General features: G+C 68.5%; 12 protein-coding genes. 3 read left to right on the plus strand and 9 right to left on the minus strand.

All coding sequences use genetic code 11. The features are described 5' to 3' along the window. The first annotated feature begins 392 nt into the window (after positions 1 to 392). A complete protein-coding gene (locus ACFOWZ_RS33605; RefSeq protein ID WP_382377974.1) occupies positions 393 to 1,178 on the plus strand; it encodes an ANTAR domain-containing response regulator in 786 nt (261 codons plus the stop codon). Between the two features lie 255 nt (positions 1,179 to 1,433). On the opposite strand, the gene ACFOWZ_RS33610 is transcribed toward ACFOWZ_RS33605, so the two are convergent. The 8 genes from ACFOWZ_RS33610 to ACFOWZ_RS33645 all read right to left on the minus strand — a co-directional run bounded on the left by ACFOWZ_RS33610 (position 1,434) and on the right by ACFOWZ_RS33645 (position 10,402). Continuing rightward, positions 1,434 to 1,742 carry a hypothetical protein gene (locus ACFOWZ_RS33610; RefSeq protein WP_382377975.1) on the minus strand — a complete coding sequence of 103 codons (309 nt, stop codon included), beginning with the start codon at positions 1,740 to 1,742 and terminating at the stop codon, positions 1,434 to 1,436. Between the two features lie 113 nt (positions 1,743 to 1,855). Then, positions 1,856 to 3,835: a glycoside hydrolase family 32 protein gene (locus tag ACFOWZ_RS33615; protein WP_382377976.1), complete on the minus strand. Its 1,980-nt coding sequence runs from the start codon at positions 3,833 to 3,835 to the stop codon at positions 1,856 to 1,858. Positions 3,836 to 3,852: 17 nt separating this feature from the next. Further along, positions 3,853 to 4,809 carry a glycosyl hydrolase family 32 gene (locus ACFOWZ_RS33620; protein WP_382377977.1) on the minus strand — a complete coding sequence of 319 codons (957 nt, stop codon included), beginning with the start codon at positions 4,807 to 4,809 and terminating at the stop codon, positions 3,853 to 3,855. 26 nt (positions 4,810 to 4,835) lie between these two features. Next, entirely contained in the window at positions 4,836 to 5,714 is an 879-nt protein-coding gene (locus ACFOWZ_RS33625) for a carbohydrate ABC transporter permease (RefSeq protein ID WP_382377978.1), read from the minus strand. A 4-nt stretch (positions 5,715 to 5,718) separates the two neighbouring features. Next, entirely contained in the window at positions 5,719 to 6,666 is a 948-nt protein-coding gene (locus ACFOWZ_RS33630; RefSeq protein ID WP_382377979.1) for a carbohydrate ABC transporter permease, read from the minus strand. A gap of 2 nt (positions 6,667 to 6,668) precedes the next feature. Beyond that, entirely contained in the window at positions 6,669 to 7,919 is a 1,251-nt protein-coding gene (locus ACFOWZ_RS33635) for an ABC transporter substrate-binding protein (RefSeq protein WP_382377980.1), read from the minus strand. Between the two features lie 119 nt (positions 7,920 to 8,038). After that, on the minus strand, positions 8,039 to 9,073 hold the full coding sequence (locus ACFOWZ_RS33640) for a LacI family DNA-binding transcriptional regulator (RefSeq protein ID WP_382377981.1): 1,035 nt from the start codon (positions 9,071 to 9,073) through the stop codon (positions 8,039 to 8,041). Between the two features lie 123 nt (positions 9,074 to 9,196). Continuing rightward, positions 9,197 to 10,402: a PP2C family protein-serine/threonine phosphatase gene (locus ACFOWZ_RS33645; protein ID WP_382377982.1), complete on the minus strand. Its 1,206-nt coding sequence runs from the start codon at positions 10,400 to 10,402 to the stop codon at positions 9,197 to 9,199. A gap of 156 nt (positions 10,403 to 10,558) precedes the next feature. Here ACFOWZ_RS33645 and ACFOWZ_RS33650 point away from each other — a divergent pair, with 156 nt between their 5' ends. Together ACFOWZ_RS33650 and ACFOWZ_RS33655 are read left to right on the plus strand one after the other, a co-directional pair. Further along, complete coding sequence (locus tag ACFOWZ_RS33650; protein ID WP_382377983.1) at positions 10,559 to 11,788, plus strand: hypothetical protein; 1,230 nt, start codon at positions 10,559 to 10,561, stop codon at positions 11,786 to 11,788. Beyond that, positions 11,785 to 12,978, plus strand: a complete 1,194-nt coding sequence (locus tag ACFOWZ_RS33655) for a hypothetical protein (RefSeq protein WP_382377984.1) — start codon at positions 11,785 to 11,787, stop codon at positions 12,976 to 12,978. Before ACFOWZ_RS33650 ends, ACFOWZ_RS33655 begins: the two co-directional genes overlap by 4 nt. A 4-nt stretch (positions 12,979 to 12,982) precedes the next feature. Here the strand turns inward: ACFOWZ_RS33655 and ACFOWZ_RS33660 are convergent, their stop codons facing one another. Further along, a complete protein-coding gene (locus tag ACFOWZ_RS33660) occupies positions 12,983 to 14,470 on the minus strand; it encodes a sialidase family protein (RefSeq protein ID WP_382377985.1) in 1,488 nt (495 codons plus the stop codon). Positions 14,471 to 14,558 lie beyond the last annotated feature (88 nt).

The raw sequence follows: 14,558 nt of genomic DNA on the forward strand, positions 1-14,558 counted from the left end.
TAGATGGCCCGAACGTGCTTTTCGCGCCAAAGAATATGTCCGGTATGTCTGAGTTGCTCTGGTTCGGTACAGGCGCTGGTCCACCGTCGCGGGGCAGTTCGGCGTCACCGCGTGGCGGGCGGAACTCCAAATGGCGAATGAATGCCGAATGATCGGGTACAGGGAGAGCACCGTGCACGCGCGTGTTCGCACGGTAGGCCCGCCTTCGGGTGGTCCGGCCGGGGCCGGCGCGGGATGTTGAGCACTCCAGCAACCCGCGGCCGGACCGGTTGCGCTTCTCCAGCCGCATCACCGGGTTCAGCGTCGTGGCGTGCAACGGCCGTATCATTCGTTGAACGTGCGTCGAGCAGCTGGCGTCGTGGGTTCCACCCGACGGCGAAGGAGTGCACGGCATGGCCGACGATGCGCGAACGGTTCCGCCAGCTGATCAGTCGCTCAACGATGATCGTCCCACCGCTCTGGAGCGCCTCGACGACACCGCCGACGCGCTGGAGGTGTTGCGCAACGCGCTCACCGGCGAGGAACCGCTCGATGAAGCGTTGCAGCGGCTGGCAGAGACCGCGGCGAAGGCGATCCCCGACGCCGACGCGGTGACCGTCTCCGTGGTGACGCTGCGGCAGCAGCGCACCGCGGCCGCCACGGACCACCTTCTCGTCGACGTCGACGAGAAGCAGTACAGCGCCGATCGCGGCCCGTGCCTGCAGTCCGCCCGCGCCCTGGGGCCTGTCCGCGCAGTCGTCGGCGAGCACCGTGACGAGTGGCCGGAGTTCGAAGCCGCGGCAGCGGAACACAACATTCGCGCTTACCTGTCGGTACCCGTGATCCTGCCCGCCACCGACCGTACCCAGGCGGAACACGTCGGTTCGCTCAACATCTACAGCCACACCGCTGAAGCCTTCGACCCGTTCGACGAAGGCCTCATGCGCCTGTTCACCACGGCGGCCTCCACCACGATCAGCAGCGCCCAACGGTGGCAACGCTCCCGCGAACACATCCAGCAGCTCGAGCAGGCGCTGGTGTCACGTGCCGTCATCGATCAGGCCAAGGGCATCCTGGTGGCCGTGCACAAGTGCACACCAGACGAAGCCTTCTCGATGCTCGTGCAGCGGTCGCAGCACGAGAACGTCAAACTGCGCGACGTCGCCAAGAACCTGCTCGACTCGGTCATGCTTTCCTGACCGGGTGATGACGTCGCCGGGCCGAGGGCAGCCAGACGCCACAGTCGGCGAGCCCGAAACGGGCCGTGGCGGCGTACTTCAGAGAAGCAGAAGAGATTCGTCTCCATTTGCTTCTTCGCATTTCGCGTATCCGCGCGATCAACACGTCGCATGGCACCACGGAACAAGCGTCCAGCGAGGGAAGGCAGCGCGGGCACCGGGACTCAGTGCCGCGCCGCCCTCATGTCCGCCCGACGTGATGTGCGCCTGGCGACGTCACCAGTAGCGGACCCAGAGTTCGTAGTCGTCGCCGGGGATCCAGCTGCCGTTGATGCAGACGTAGCCCAGCCACTCACCGCGGCCCACGCCGTCGCGTCCGCGGTCCTCACACTGGGACTTCCTCGGGTAGTAGCCCGTGAAGTGGTAGCCGACCGGCCCTGCGATCGCCACCGCCTGCGTCCCCGCGGTCTCGGCCGGTGCCGCCTGGGCCGCCGTGGGCGTGATCGCCGCCAGCGCCAGTGCCGCCGCGGCGACGCGCAGCGCCACGGCCCGTCTCTTCCTCGGTGTCGTCCACTCGGATGTCATGCAGCCCCCTCTGTTGATGTGCCCGGCCGCCCGAGGCGCCCGTGACGCTCACTCTTACCGGCCGGGCCTTGTTCAGCGTCGATGCCGTGGCAGTGAACGACAACCGGTGAACATCAGTCGCTCAAGAGCAGCTGGTCGACCATGAGGTGCCCCCACGCGCCGGTGGCCTGGTCGATCACCCGCACCCGGGCGCTCTGCCCCTGCAGATCGCTGACGTCCCAGTCGACCGGTTTGAGCACGCCGGTGTCGTCGCCGGTGGCCGTTCGCACCACCTGGCCGTTCACGACCAGGTTGATCGAGGTCTCCCCCGGCGAGCCGTGCGGGTGGTTGCCGCCGGCGAGCAGGAAGTGCAGGTGGTTGCGGTCCACGGTGAACGGCGGTGAGGTGATCGTGCCGGTGGCCGGGTCGCCGCCGCCGGCGAACGTGTCCAGGGCCGCGGTGCCGACCATGCCCGGCAGGTACCAGGGCAGTGGGCCGGTGCCGGTGAAGCTGCCGGTGGTGGTCCAGCCGGGGTCGTAGGAGGCGCCTTCGAACCCCGAGAGCAGCCTGGCCGGGCGTTGGGCCAGGTCGTGGAACTCGGTGATCTTCGTGTTGGCGAAGGTCGCGCTGCCGCCGGTGGTGTAGAGGTTGATCCCGGTGTCGGCGGGATCGGCGAAGACCTGGCTGGAGTGCACGTACCGGCCGTCGTCCACGAACACCTCGATCGTGGTGCGGTCGACCAGGATTCGCAGGTGCGCGGTGGTTTTCGCCGGGTTCCACGGAGCGTGGCTCTCTCCCCTCGGGCCGTTGGGGTCGGGTTGGCCGGTCTGGCGCCGGTTGAGGTAGCTGTAGTCGTGGTAGATCCCGGTGTCCGCGTGGCGGGTTCCGTCCGGCGACACCCGCAGCTGCAGGCCGATGTTGTCGAGCTGGGTCCAGCTCACGTCCGTTTCCAGTTGGTACGAGGTTCCCTTGTACGCCAACGGAACCAGGCCGTCGTTGACCTGGATGGTGCCGAGGTTCGTCACGGAGGAGGCGTGCGAGGCCAGAGCGGAAGTCGGTCGGGACACCAGCGAGTAGCCGTCGGCGTAGTGCTTCAGCCTGATCTCACGGGTGATCGAGTCGGTGCCGTTGAAGCCGTCGGCGGCCCTGGTGGGTGTGGTGTCGGCGTACGCCCAGTTGTTCATCCAGGCCAGGCCGAACCGGCGGTCCAGCGGTGCGGCCGGGTCCTCCCAGGTGACGCCCGCGTACCAGTCGAAGCCGTGGTCCAGCCATTGCGGGACAGGGGAACCCGCCGTGAACGCGGTGCCGTCGAAGGAACCCGTCCAGTACGCGTAGGTTTCCGGCTTGCCGGCTGCCCTGCCGTTGGCGCTCACGCCGAGCACCCAGTGCGTGGTGCCGTCGTCGGCGCGGATCTGGAACAGGTCAGGGCATTCGAGGACGCCGTAGGTGCTCGCGAACTCCGACTGCCGTGTCCACGACTTGAGGTCCGGCGAGGTGTAGAACCCGATCCGGTCCCCTTCCGTGATCGCCGCGACCCAGCGGCCGCGTTCGGCGTCCCAGACCACCTTCGGGTCCCGGAAGTCGCGCCGGCCGCCGTTGGGGATCACCGGTGCGTCGCCGTGCGGGCGGAACGTCCGGCCGCCGTCGATCGAGTACCAGAGGAACTGCGCCTGCGGACCGGAACCGTTCGTCGGGTGGTCCATCTGCGTGACGAGCTGGATCACCGCGCCGGCGCCGAAACCCGCCGTGTTCGCGGTGTCCACGACCGCGGAACCGGACCACAGGTCGTGGTTCGCGTTGGTCTTCTTCGGCGCGGCGATGCCCTGGTCCGCGAACGCGACACCATCGGTCGTCGTCGCCAGCCGCCAGGCCGTGCCGACCTCGGTCGGGTAGTCCGCGTTGTAGAGGTAGTAGTAGTGGAACTTCCCGTTGATGTAGACCGGCCGCTGGGGGTCGTTCATCCAGCGATCGGGCACGGTGAAGTGGTACTGCGCGCGGTAGGTGACCGCAGCCTGCGCCGAGGCGGCGCCAGGAGTTGCCGCTCCGGACGCCAGCACGAGCGCGGCGGCGAGTGCCGTGCGCAGCAGGCGAAGTCCGCTCGTCGTTGAGCGCATCCGACCTCCAGAAACTGTTAGGTACCGAGAAAACTGAGACGTTTGCCGTCCCACGCCACGGGCACGGGATCGCTGATGGTGCCGACGAAGCCGTGTTCGCCGCGGTTGTGGAACGCGAGCAGCACCCACTGGTCGTCGGACCGGCGGCGGATCAGGCGTCCGCTGTAGAGGCGGTCGTCGGTGACGGGTTCGGCCGCCGCGATGTCGAACGGGCCGAGCAGACCGCCGGCAGGGGCAGCCCAGATTCCGCCTGTCGTGCCGGTCGCCCTGCGGTCGGGTGAGGCGTGTTCGGCCAGGCAGGAGAACAGCAGGACAGGTCTGCCGTCCACGACCTCGACCTGGGTGACCTCCAGCTGCCCGAAGCCCCGCGGCTCGGGAACGGTCAGCGGTGGGCGCGGCTCCCAGTTCCTCAGGTCCGCGGAGACCGCGTGGCCGACCACACCGCGCTCGAACGGTTCGCCGGAGCCGGAGCGGGCGGTGAGGAGTATGTGCCAGCCGTCGCCCTCCGGGTCCGCGAACACCCACGGGTCGCGGAAGGCCTCATCGTGCCAGACGCCTGATTCCAGCGTCTCGTACCAGCGGGGGTCCGCGGCCAGGATCGGGTTCTCCGGATTCCGTTGCCACGTAACGAGGTCCTGCGATGTCGCGTAGCCGATCCGTTGCACGTTCTTGCCGTCCGGGGCGGACGTGGAACCGGTGTAGAAGAGGAACCACGTGCCGTCCGGGTGCCGCACCACCGACCCGGTCCACGTCGCCAGGTCGTCGAACGCCGGGGCGTCCGCGCGGACCAGCGCGTCCTCGATCCGGCTCCAGTCCACCAGGTCCGCCGACACGGCGTGACCGATCGACGCGCGGTAGTGGCGGGCCTCTGGATCGTGCAAAGCCTTGGAGGCGTACAGGAAAAACAGGTGATAGGTGTCGCCGTCGTCGGCGAACCAGAAGTCCCACACCCAGGAATCGGGCAGCGCGAACATCCACAAGCCTTTCGAGAGGTGAAGGGTCAGCCCTTGACGCCGCTCGCGGCGACGCTGCTGACGAAGGCGCGTTGGAAGGCGAGGAACACGACGAGCACGGGCAGCGTGATCATCGAGGTGTAGGCCATGATCTCGCCCCAGGCCGTGGTGTCCTGGAAGAAGTACTGCAGGCCGACCATGACCGGCCGCAGGTTCTCGTCCTGGACGACCATGCTGGGCCACAGGTACTGGTTCCAGGCGGGCAGGAACGTGAGGATCGCGACCGTGGCGAACGCCGGACCCGACAACGGCACGGCGATCTTGCGGTAGATCGTGAACCAGCCCGCGCCGTCGATCCGGGCGGCCTCGTCGATCGCCGTCGGGATGGTCGAGAAGTACTGGGCGAACAGGAAGACCGAGAAACCGTTGGCGACGAACGGGATGATCTGCACCTCGTACGAGTCCAGCCACCCGAAGTCGTACAGGACCGTCCCGTTCTGGAACACCAGCGTCGGCAGCTGCGAGACCCAGTGGACCATCGGCACCGCGATCGTCTCGAACGGCACGATCAGCGTGGCGATGATGACGCTCAGCACCACACCGCGACCGGTCCAGCGCAACCGGGACAACGCGAACCCCGCCATCGAGTTGACCACCAGCCCCGCGCCGACGACGACGGCCGTGACGAACACCGAGTTCAGCAGGAACCGGCCGACCGGAACCCGGTCGAACACCCCGGCGTAGTTGTGGAGGCTGATGTCACCGACCGGCAGGAACGCGCGCCAGCCGCCGACGTCGGACAGGATCTGCCCGTCCGGCTTCAGACTGGAGACGAACATGAACACCAGCGGGAACAGGAAGAAGACGGCGAGTCCGGCCATGGCCAGGTAGATCCAGAGCCGCCGGCGGCGCACATGATCTGCCATGGGCTCAGTCCTCGTCTCGGGTCAGGAAACGCTGCACCAGCGCGACGATGAGCACCAGCACGAAGAACACCAACGACAGCGCCGAGCCGTAGCCGATCTGCTGCTGCCGGTAGCCCGTGCGGATGGCGTGGTAGACCAGCGTCGAGGTGGAGTCCACCGGGCCGCCCTGGGTCATCACGTCGATCTGCACGAACAGCCCGAGTGCGGCGATCGTGATGGTGATCAGCACGAACACGCGGGTCGGTCGCAGGCACGGCCACGTCACGTCGCGGAACTGCCGCCAAGCACCGGCGCCGTCGATCCGCGCGGCCTCGTACAGCTCACCGGGGATGGTCTGCAGGCCGGACAGCCAGATCAGCATGTGGAAGCCGACCGCCTGCCAGACCGACAGCACGATGATCGCGGTGAGTGCGGTGCTCGGGTTGTTCAGCCACGCGGTGCCCTGCCAGGCGCCGAACGTGATCGTGTCGATGAACGAGTTGATCAGCCCGTCCGGCTGGTACATGAACTTCCACAGGATCGAGACCACGACGATCGAGGTCACGACCGGGATGAAGAAGACGACCCTGAACGCCACCGCGCCGCGGATCTTCTGGTTCACCAGGATCGCGAGGAGCAGCCCGAACCCCGCCTGCACCGGCACGACGACGGCCGCGAACGCGAAGGTGTTCAGCAGCGAGCGGAAGAACGTCGGATCGGCGGTGAACGCCCGCACGAAGTTGTCGAGACCGGTGAACGTGGTCGGTTCCGGCGAGATCAGCCTGGCATTGGTGAACGACAGGACGAAGCCGAGGATCACCGGCACGATCAGGAACGCCAGCAGCAACAGCACCGCGGGAGCTGCCATCGCCCAGCCCGCGCGACGTTCGGCACGCAGATCGGCGCGGATCCCGCGCCGTGGGACAGATTTCGAGACCACGGCGCGGGAGTCCGGCGAGGAGATCGCCGTCATGGCTAGAAGCCGTAGCCGTTCTGCGACGAGATGTCGGTGTCGATCGCCTTGACCGCGGTGTCGAGCACCGGCTTCACGTCGGCGCCGCTCATGATGTCCTTCGCGGCCTTCTCGAACGTCGAGGAGATCACCGGATAGCCGGGAGTGGCCGGACGGGCGAGCGCGAACTTCTGCGACAGCACCGCGAACTGGTGCAGGGAGCCGGTGTCGCTGAAGTACTTCGAGGCCTTGGCCGCGGCCGCCGTGCTCGGGATGACCACCTGGCTGTCGGCGAACGCGGTGAGGTACTTGTCCTGGAAGCTGAACTTCAGGTACTCGCGGGCTCCCTCGACGTTCTTGCACCCGGCCGAGATGCCCCACTGCCAGGAGCCGCCCCCGATCTTCGGACCCTTGCCGAAGTCCACCGGCGGCAGGATCAGCAGGTCGTCGCCCACGGCTGCGAGTGCGTCCTTGGCGTTCCACACACCGGTGTAGCTCAGGGCCACCTTGTCGTCGATGAACCGCTGGTTGCCGACCGGGCCCGCGTTGTCCGCCCAGCCGTTCTTGAAGGCCTGCTGGAACCACGTGAAGAACTTCACCGCGTCCGGGCCGTTCAGCGCGCCGTCGGCGTTCTTCATCGTGCCACGGTTGATCAGGTCACCGCCGGCGCTCTGCAGCATCGGCGAGTACGCGTACGACCACCACTCGCCCTTGTCCGCGGCACCCAGGTCGAGTGGTGTCTGGTAGCCGCTCGCCTTCAGCTTGGCGACGGCCGCGTCGAACTCGTCGAGCGTCCACGGCTTCTCGACCGTCGGGATCCTGACGTTGTTCTTCTCCAGCACCGACTTCCTGGCGAAGATCGACAGTGCGGCCTCCCAGTAGCCCGCGGAGTAGACGGTGTCCTTGTACCGGCCGACGGTCGTGGGCAGCAGCGAGTCCAGCAGGTCGTCCGGCAGCCCCAGCGGCTGCAGGTAGCCGGCCCAGGCCCAGTTGGGCATCACCGGGCCGTCCACGTCCAGCAGGCACGGCAGTTTGCGGGCGGTCGCAGCCGCGGTGATCGCCTCGTTGTAGGAACCCTGCGGGAAGTTCTGCTGGACGATCTTGTACCTGCTCTGGGACGCGTTGAAGTCGGCGATGATCTGCTGGTACACCGCCAGCTCGCCGGGGTTGCCCGCCGAGTGGGTCCACATGGTGATCTCGCCGGAGTCACCGGTGTCGCTCGCACGGCCGCAGCCGCTGAGCACGAGCGCCGCGGACAGACCCGCTGCTAACATCGAGAGGGACTTGCGCTTCACCGTGCAGTCTCTTTCCCGGAGCGCGACCGGCCGTCGCCTCCGTGCTCAGTGGCAGCGCCAACTGCCATGTGTGGATTGCAGTGCGGATCCGCCGCCGGTCAGTCGCTGAACTGCGCCGGCGGCGGGCTCACCGAGGCCCGTCGAACGATCGGGCACGGCATGAGGTGCGGGACTTCCGGGTCGGCCTGGCGCAGCCCGAGAGCCACCTCCATCGCCCAGCGGCCCATTTCGTAGTGCGGCAACGCGACCGTCGTCAGCGGAGGGTCGAGCTCGGCCGCGACCAACTGTTGGTCGTCGTACCCGACGACGGACAGGTCACGGGGAACGGAAAGTCCACAATGGAGCGCCGCCGTGTAGGCACCCATCGCCATGCGGTCGTTGAAGCAGAACATCGCGGTGGGCCGTCGTTCGGCCGGCAGGGTCAACAACCGTTGTGCGGCTTCACGTCCACCGCCTGCCACCGGTTCGGCGCGCACGTGCAGGCCGGGGTCCGGCTCGATCCCCGCTTCCGCGAGCACCTCGAGATATCCCTCGAACCGCAGCCGGGAAGCGACGAGGTCGAACCGTTCCTCCGCGTCCAGAAAAGCGATCCGGCGATGCCCGGCGGCCACCAGCTCCCGCACCGCGACCACGCCACCGGCACGCTCGTCCGGCACGACCGCGGCACGACCACCCGCGGCGGCGACGCAGTCGAGCAGCACAGCGTCCTCGGGCAGGCCCTCGGGCACCTCGACCACGCGGTGCCACATGCACGCGTAGATGATGGCGTCGACCCGTTGCCCGTTCAGAGCGTTCAGGGCCTGCCGCTCGGCCGCCGCGTCGCGTTCGGTGTCGACGAGGACGACCAGATGACCCTGCTCGCGTGCCACGTCGTTGGCGCCGGCCAGCATGCGCCCGGCGAACGGTGTGGTGGCGATGGTGTCCGAGATCAGGCCGACCATGCGGGTCTGCTGCGTCCGCAGACTGCGGGCCACCGAGTTCGGCTTGTAGCCGACCGCCTCGGCCGCCTCTCGCACGCGTTGCTGGGTCTGCGGCGAGATGCGCGTCGAGTTGACCCCGTTGAGGACCATCGACACCGTCGCCGTGGAGACGCCGGCGCGTGCTGCCACGTCGGCCATCCGGACACGAACCATCGCGGCACCCTCCGTTCGTCTCCGATGTGTTTAATCGATTAACTTGAGGTTAAGCGAGTATGCGGGCAGGCCTGGGAGCCCGTCAAGGGTCGTCTTGGGCGGGTCAGCTGGTGCGGCAGGCGGTCAGTCGCTGTGCCGGATCGCCACCAACGCGATGTCGTCGGTCGCCGGTTGGTCGCCGACCATCGTGGCCATGATGCGGATGCACGCCGCCTCGGGCTCCGTCGGGGCGACGACCTCGCGCAGCCGTTCCAGGCCGACGTCGAGGTCCTCTCCCCGGCGTTCCACCAGGCCGTCCGTGTACAGGACGATCAGCGTGCCCGGCGGTACGTCGAACGCGGTGGTGCGGCGGGCGATGCCGAGGTTGAAACCGATGGGCGGACCGACGTGGACGGCGGCGAACCTGGCCTCGTCGCCTGGCACCGCAATGACCGGCGGCAGGTGTCCCGCAACGGCGAGGCTCATGCGGTGGGTGGCCGGGTCGATGATCGCGTAGGCGACGGTGGCCATGGTGTCGGTCTCGAAGTGGGCGGCTTTCCTGTCCAGCTTGTCCAGGACCTCCGCAGGATCGGAGTGGTCCAAGGCGTAGGCGCGCAACGCGCTCCTCAACCGTCCCATGACGACTGCGGCCTTCAGTCCGCTGCCGACGACATCGCCGATCACCACGCCGATGCGCTCGCCGGGCAGCCCGAACACGTCGTACCAGTCGCCGCCGACGCCGATTTCCGCTCCCGCGACGTAACGGGCGGCGAGCTCCCAGCCCTCGGCGCTCGGCAGGCTTGTCGGCAGCAGGCTTTCCTGCAGCAGGGTCGCGGCGGCGCGTTCGACGCGCATCCGGTCCGCGTACACGGCGACCGCGAGGCGGTCGGCCACGAGCTGCAGGGCCTCGATCTCCTCGTCGGTGAAGCGGCGTGACGTGGTGCCACCGACGTGGACGACTCCGATCAGCACGTCCTCGACGATCATCGGCAGGCCGAGCAACACCCGCAGCCCGTGCTCCCACAGCAGCGGGTTGACCACAGTGGACTCGTCGACCCGTTCGATCTGAACCGGTTCCCTGAGCTGGGCGACGCGGCCCGCGAAGCCCTTGCCGGCCGGCACGCGCACGCCCTGGAAGACCTCTTCCTCCAGCCCCGAGGTCGCCCTGGCCACCAGCTGCCCGCCGCTGCGGTCCACCAGCAGGACGGTGGCGGTGTCGACCGCGAACAGCTCGCGGACGCGCTCCAGCAGCACCTCCAGGAGCTTGTCCAGGTCGAGCTCCCTGAGCGCCGCGTCCGTGACGACGTCGAGAACGCGCAGGCGGATCGACGAGCTCCGGTCCTCACCCATTCCAACTCCGTCCGCACGAGCGTGTCCCAGACGATACTTCGTGCGGCTAAGCATGGCCGGGGCTGTCCATCGGACGGCCCCGATCTCGCACGCAACGTTTCCTCGGGTCCGGCCACTTCCCGTGCAGCACGACGAGTTGCTCTGGGGGTGGAAGCTGTGCGCAGACTGGTGATCGGTGTCCTCGTCGCCACCGTCGCGAGCGGGGCGTGGACGGGCAGTGCGGCGGCGCAGGACGGCGCCGAGGTCGAGATCTTCTGGGACCGCAACCGCGACGGAGTGCGGCAGGTCGACGAACCGCCGTACGGCATGGCGTCGTTCCAGGTCTCCAAGCCGGCCAACCTCGCCTACCGGCTGCAGACCAACGGGCAGGGGAAGGCGACGCTGGAGCCCGGCCGGTGGACGGTGACGTTCGACGACGAGCGGTTCGGAGTCACCACGGCCGCGAGCGCGGTGGTCGATCCGGCCGAGGCAGGCAGGGGGAAGCACGTGATCGGGGTGTACGGCGCCTCGATCTGCGGCACGGCCTGGCTCGACGAGAACGCCGACGGTGAGCGCCAGGACGGCGAACCGCGGATCGGCGGCCAGCGGATGTTCCGGGACTACGCGGGCGTCGTCGGCACGACGGTCGAAGTGGCCACGGGCGACGACGGGTCGTACTGCTTCCTCGACGTGCCCACGGGGGACTTCCAGGTGCAGTCCGGTGACCGCCTCGGCATCGACCAGACCACGTGGGGCGTCGCGGACTGGCGGTCGGAGAACCCCGACGAGAGGCAGACTTCGAAGTTCGACGTGCGGGACGGCAAGTCGAAGGTGCTGTCCGTCGAGGACCCGGCCGCGGAGATCACCGGGTTCGACACGGCGTTCGTGACGACCGAGGGCAGGGATGCCCAGGCGCTGGACATCACCGTCGTGAACCCCGACGGCTCGACCGTTCCGCGCGACCTGCGGGTCGGCGAGCGGGTCAAGATCGTCGGCCGGTACCGGGTCACCGGGCCCGCCTACGACAGCTATGCGGGAACCCTGCATCTGCCGGAGGGCATGCGGATCGTCGAGAACGAGGGCACGCCGGGCGAGGTGGACTACAACCGGGCCGTTCGCGCCAGGTTCCCAGACCGGCGGCCGCCGGGTCAGGAGGAGCGGATCGTCGCGATCGCGGTGGTCGAGAAGCCGTTCGTCCACAGCGAGGTCTCGCTGTGGACGGGTGAGTCGGCGTTCGGCCTGTCCAGGGATGCGAACTCGGGCAACGACAACTACCGGGTCCTGATCCGCGCGCTGCCAGCGGATCCCGGGCCGGACGGACGGCGGTGGAACCTGCTGGCCGCCTTCATCGTCGCGGCTGTCCTGGTCGTGGCTTTCGTGGCGTGGCGAAGGAGGGCCGTCAAGTGAGAGCACTGCTGCTGGCCGTGTTGATCGTGATCACCTGCACGCCGTTCGCGCACGCCGAGGAGGGCGCGCTCGTCACCGTCTTCTGGGACCGCAACACCAACGGAGTCCGCGACGAGGGCGAGCCCGGCTACCGCAACGCGGAGGTCGCGCTCCGGGACGAGTCGGGACAGGAGTCCGTGGTGCGCACGGCGGCGGACGGCACGTACCGGTTGCCCCGCGCTGGCCGGTGGACCGTCAGCCACGAGGAGACGAAGTTCGTCACGACCACACCGACCACGGTCGAGTCGGACGGTGGTGCCGTCGAGTTCGGCGTTCGCGGTGCCGAGGTGTGCGGCACGGTGTGGCTGGACAGCGACTTCGACCTCCAGATCAGCGAACGGGAGATCCGCATCGCCGGACACCGGATCTCGGTGGTCGATGACCCGGACCACAGCACGACGTCGGCGGCGGACGGCACCTACTGCCTGCACGACCTGCCGGCGGGCCCGAACCGGCTGCAGTCCGAGGACCGGGCGCGCGTCGACGGGACGGCGTGGATCTTCACCAAGCTCACCGACGAGTCCTTCGAGTCGGGGTCGAAGTTCGACGTGATGACCGGCCAGACCCGGATCTTCGACATCAAGGTTCCCGGCTCCGTCATCACCGGCTACGACTCGGGGTTCCAGGAGCCGCGCGGCATGGGCGCCAACGCGGGCGTGATCACGATCGACAAGATCGACTACGACGGTGTCCGCGTCGGTGACCTGCTGATCGTGCGGTGCGACTACGCCGTCGGCGGCAACGTGCCCGACATCCGGGCGGCGACCCTCACGTTCCCGGACGGGCTGAAGGTCGTGAGGGCGTTCGGCGACCACGACCTCGACAAGGAGGCTCAGGAGGTGGTGGTGGACGGCCAGAAGGTCACGGTGCGCACGAAGGGCCGCGTGCACGCCGACGAGCAGTCGGAAATGTCCGCGCACGTGGAGGTTCAGCACGCGTTCGCCGCCCAGAACATCACCTGTGAGGTCCTGCCGAGTCTTTACGTGCCGACCGTCGGGCACATGGCCACGACGACGTTCGAGATCGGGGCGGCGGACTCGGGACCCGCGCCGAGCGGCACCGCGCCGGCCTGGAGGATGGCCGTCGCGGTGGCGCTCGTGGGTGTCGCGGTTCTCGTCGTCGTGGTGTGGCGTCGCCGGCGGCGAGCGTGAGCCGTCAGCTGTGGTTCAACCGCACAGCGTGAACGTCGGCTCCGTCGGCGATGGTGGACGTGAAGAAGGCGATGGTGTCGTCGCCCGAGATCGTTTCGAGGCCCATGTAGTCCCCGAGGAACAGGCCTCGGGGATCTCCGGGCGCGAAGTACGAGACCGGTGCCAGGTAGTGGTCGAACGGCCCGTGCAGGTGCTGTTCGGGCTCCCAGCTGAGCGTGCCGTCGTGCGAGTGGCGCACCCACATGTCGGTGGTGGCGATGCCGTCACCGAGCACGTTGTTGCGGTCGTCCCAGTAGGTCAGGGTGACCATGCCGGTGTCCGACACGTCGATCGCGTGGTTGTACGACTGCACGCCCGGCCCGCCGGTGGCGACCACGGTGGGGCCGCTCCAGTGCCGTCCGCCGTCGGTGGACTTCACCAGCACGACCTTGTTCAGCGCCGTGCCGAGGCTGTCGGCCCAGACCACGTAGACCGCGCCGCTGGTCATGTCGACCGCGATGTCGGGCAGGTAGTCCTCCGCGCGGATCGGGAAACCGTCGTCCGGCACGAACAGCTGGGCGAACCCGATCGGCGCGATCTTCACCGGGGCCGACCAGTGCAGCCCGGCGTCACGGGAGGTCATGACGCTCATGTAGACGCCGTTGTCGTTCAGGCCCGCGCCGGTGAACAGGTTCGCCGCGACGTCGTACAGCGTGCCGTCCGGGCCCACCGCGATCTGGTTGCCCTGGAAGTAGGCGTTCGAGTCGCGCATCGGCACCGGGGTGGACCACGTCAGTCCGCCGTCGGTGGTGCGGGAGAACATCGGCTTGCCGCGGTAGGCGAACGAGTGCAGGTCCGCGATCGGGTGCTGCTTGCCGTCGTTGGGATAGCTGCCGCGGATCCACGTCGCGTACGCGTACCCGGCGCGGGTCGGGTCACCGGTGACGGAAACCTTGTCGTTGAAGACGAAACGGTCGCCGGAGTCCTCCTGGATGATCGTCGGCGGCCGCCAGGTCCCGGTGGTCCGGTCGAGGCTGGTGACCGAGATCGCGGACAGGCCGAGCGCGGCCGAGTCGATCGGCTGGCCGATGAAGTAGGCGTTGCCGGCCTTGTCGTAGCTCACCCACGGGTCGGTGACGCGGCCGAACCGCGTCGGGCCGCCCTGGCAGGCGCTCCACGGCACGTCCGGCAGCTTGCTCCACGACGTGCCGCCGTCGTGGGTGATCCACGACGACAGGCCGCGCGCGCCACCGTCCGGCCAGCGGTCCTGCTGGGTCGCACCGATCATCTCGTCCGGGTTGACGGGGTTGACCGCCACCTGAGGTTCGACCTCGGTGTTGTCGTAGGCGGCGGCGAAGTCGGCCGAGGCGCCGAACGGGCAGGCCGTCAGCGCCGACGGGCCGCTGACCAGCACGTCGGCGCCGGCGGCGAAGGGCGCGGCCTGGGCCGCCGTGCCGAAGAGAACCAGAGGGACTGCTGCGGCGGCTGCGGTGAGCCGTCTGGTCGCGTGCATCGGGGTACCTCCGCAGGTCTGCTTTCCCCCTCATGGGTGTATCGCTCCGTTCACCCGGACCGTTGCGGTGTGCCAGCATTGCGCCCTC

The sequence above is a fragment of the Lentzea rhizosphaerae genome (assembly GCF_042649515.1).
Lineage (GTDB): Bacteria > Actinomycetota > Actinomycetes > Mycobacteriales > Pseudonocardiaceae > Lentzea > Lentzea aerocolonigenes.

Bases quoted from the DNA above. Each gene is read 5' to 3' on its own strand.
- ACFOWZ_RS33615 (WP_382377976.1), bottom strand. From the start codon at position 3,835: ATGCGCTCAACGACGAGCGGACTTCGCCTGCTGCGCACGGCACTCGCC.
- ACFOWZ_RS33620 (WP_382377977.1), bottom strand. From the start codon at position 4,809: ATGTTCGCGCTGCCCGATTCCTGGGTGTGGGACTTCTGGTTCGCCGAC.
- ACFOWZ_RS33630 (WP_382377979.1), bottom strand. From the start codon at position 6,666: ATGACGGCGATCTCCTCGCCGGACTCCCGCGCCGTGGTCTCGAAATCT.
- ACFOWZ_RS33660 (WP_382377985.1), bottom strand. From the start codon at position 14,470: ATGCACGCGACCAGACGGCTCACCGCAGCCGCCGCAGCAGTCCCTCTG.
- ACFOWZ_RS33645 (WP_382377982.1), bottom strand. From the start codon at position 10,402: ATGGGTGAGGACCGGAGCTCGTCGATCCGCCTGCGCGTTCTCGACGTC.
- ACFOWZ_RS33625 (WP_382377978.1), bottom strand. From the start codon at position 5,714: ATGGCAGATCATGTGCGCCGCCGGCGGCTCTGGATCTACCTGGCCATG.
- ACFOWZ_RS33635 (WP_382377980.1), bottom strand. From the start codon at position 7,919: ATGTTAGCAGCGGGTCTGTCCGCGGCGCTCGTGCTCAGCGGCTGCGGC.
- ACFOWZ_RS33640 (WP_382377981.1), bottom strand. From the start codon at position 9,073: ATGGTTCGTGTCCGGATGGCCGACGTGGCAGCACGCGCCGGCGTCTCC.
- ACFOWZ_RS33605 (WP_382377974.1), top strand. From the start codon at position 393: ATGGCCGACGATGCGCGAACGGTTCCGCCAGCTGATCAGTCGCTCAAC.
- ACFOWZ_RS33610 (WP_382377975.1), bottom strand. From the start codon at position 1,742: ATGACATCCGAGTGGACGACACCGAGGAAGAGACGGGCCGTGGCGCTG.